Annotated in this window: 1 protein-coding gene; it reads right to left on the bottom strand. The window is 57.0% G+C overall.

What is annotated here, in order from left to right; translation table 11 throughout:
* Positions 1-776, bottom strand: a 776-nt coding sequence (locus KIP88_RS45880) for a glycosyltransferase family 4 protein (protein ID WP_214494634.1), incomplete at its 3' end; no start/stop codon positions are given.
* Between the last annotated feature and the right edge of the window lie 33 nt (positions 777-809).

Raw genomic sequence — 809 nt, 5'->3', positions numbered from 1 at the left:
CCGAACGGTTCAGGCCAATCAATCGGAAATAGGAGCGCGGCGGCCGCAGCAAGAAACCCTTGCTTGGCGTGGTCGTTGACTTCCCCGATAAGCCGGACCTGCTTTCCGTCAATCTGTGGCTCAATACATTCTTTGAAGTAGGTCGTTTCGCCCCGCGGTACCTTTGCAGCAATTTGAAGCGGCATGCCAACGGCTCTCGCAATGCGTATCGCCGGCTCTGGCCCCTTTTCGGCCGTCAACCTGCCAAGGAAGGCCAGATAGGAGCCGGGTTCAAAGGAGGGCCGCAATTGGCCCTGAGGCAGCCCGTGATAAATGGTGCCGATCCAATTTGCTTCCGGCAGCGGGATACGCTGATTCTCCGAGATCGACACAAAAGCTGCTTTAGGAAAACGACGGATGACCTCCGGGAAGAGCGGTAAGTCCAAGCGCCCATGGCACGTCGTTAGAAAAGGGACGCCAAGTCTGCTTAGCAACGGCAGGTGCAGCCAATCGATATGCGCATGGATCAAGTCGAAGTCATTTGCCCTACAGGCGACTTCCTCCATAAGCGCTGCGTGGATAGCCATGGGGTCGCTACGGGGACGACCGAGACGAAGTGCTCGGGGACAAACTGGAATGAGCTCCGCGCTAGTCAGGGAATCTCCGCTCGCAAAAAGCGTTACTTCATGGCCCAGATTGACGAGCTCATCGACCAACCATGCAACGACCCGCTCAGTGCCTCCGTAAAGCTTCGGAGGTACACTTTCCGCTAGAGGAGCTATCTGCGCAATTCTCATCGGCTCTCCCTAGCCGCAGTCCGGTCATAGCCA

The organism is Bradyrhizobium sp. SRL28 (assembly GCF_018596315.1).
Taxonomy (GTDB): Bacteria; Pseudomonadota; Alphaproteobacteria; order Rhizobiales; family Xanthobacteraceae; genus Bradyrhizobium.
Note: the sequence above shows the minus strand (reverse complement) of the source record. Positions and strands in the feature narration are given on the sequence as shown.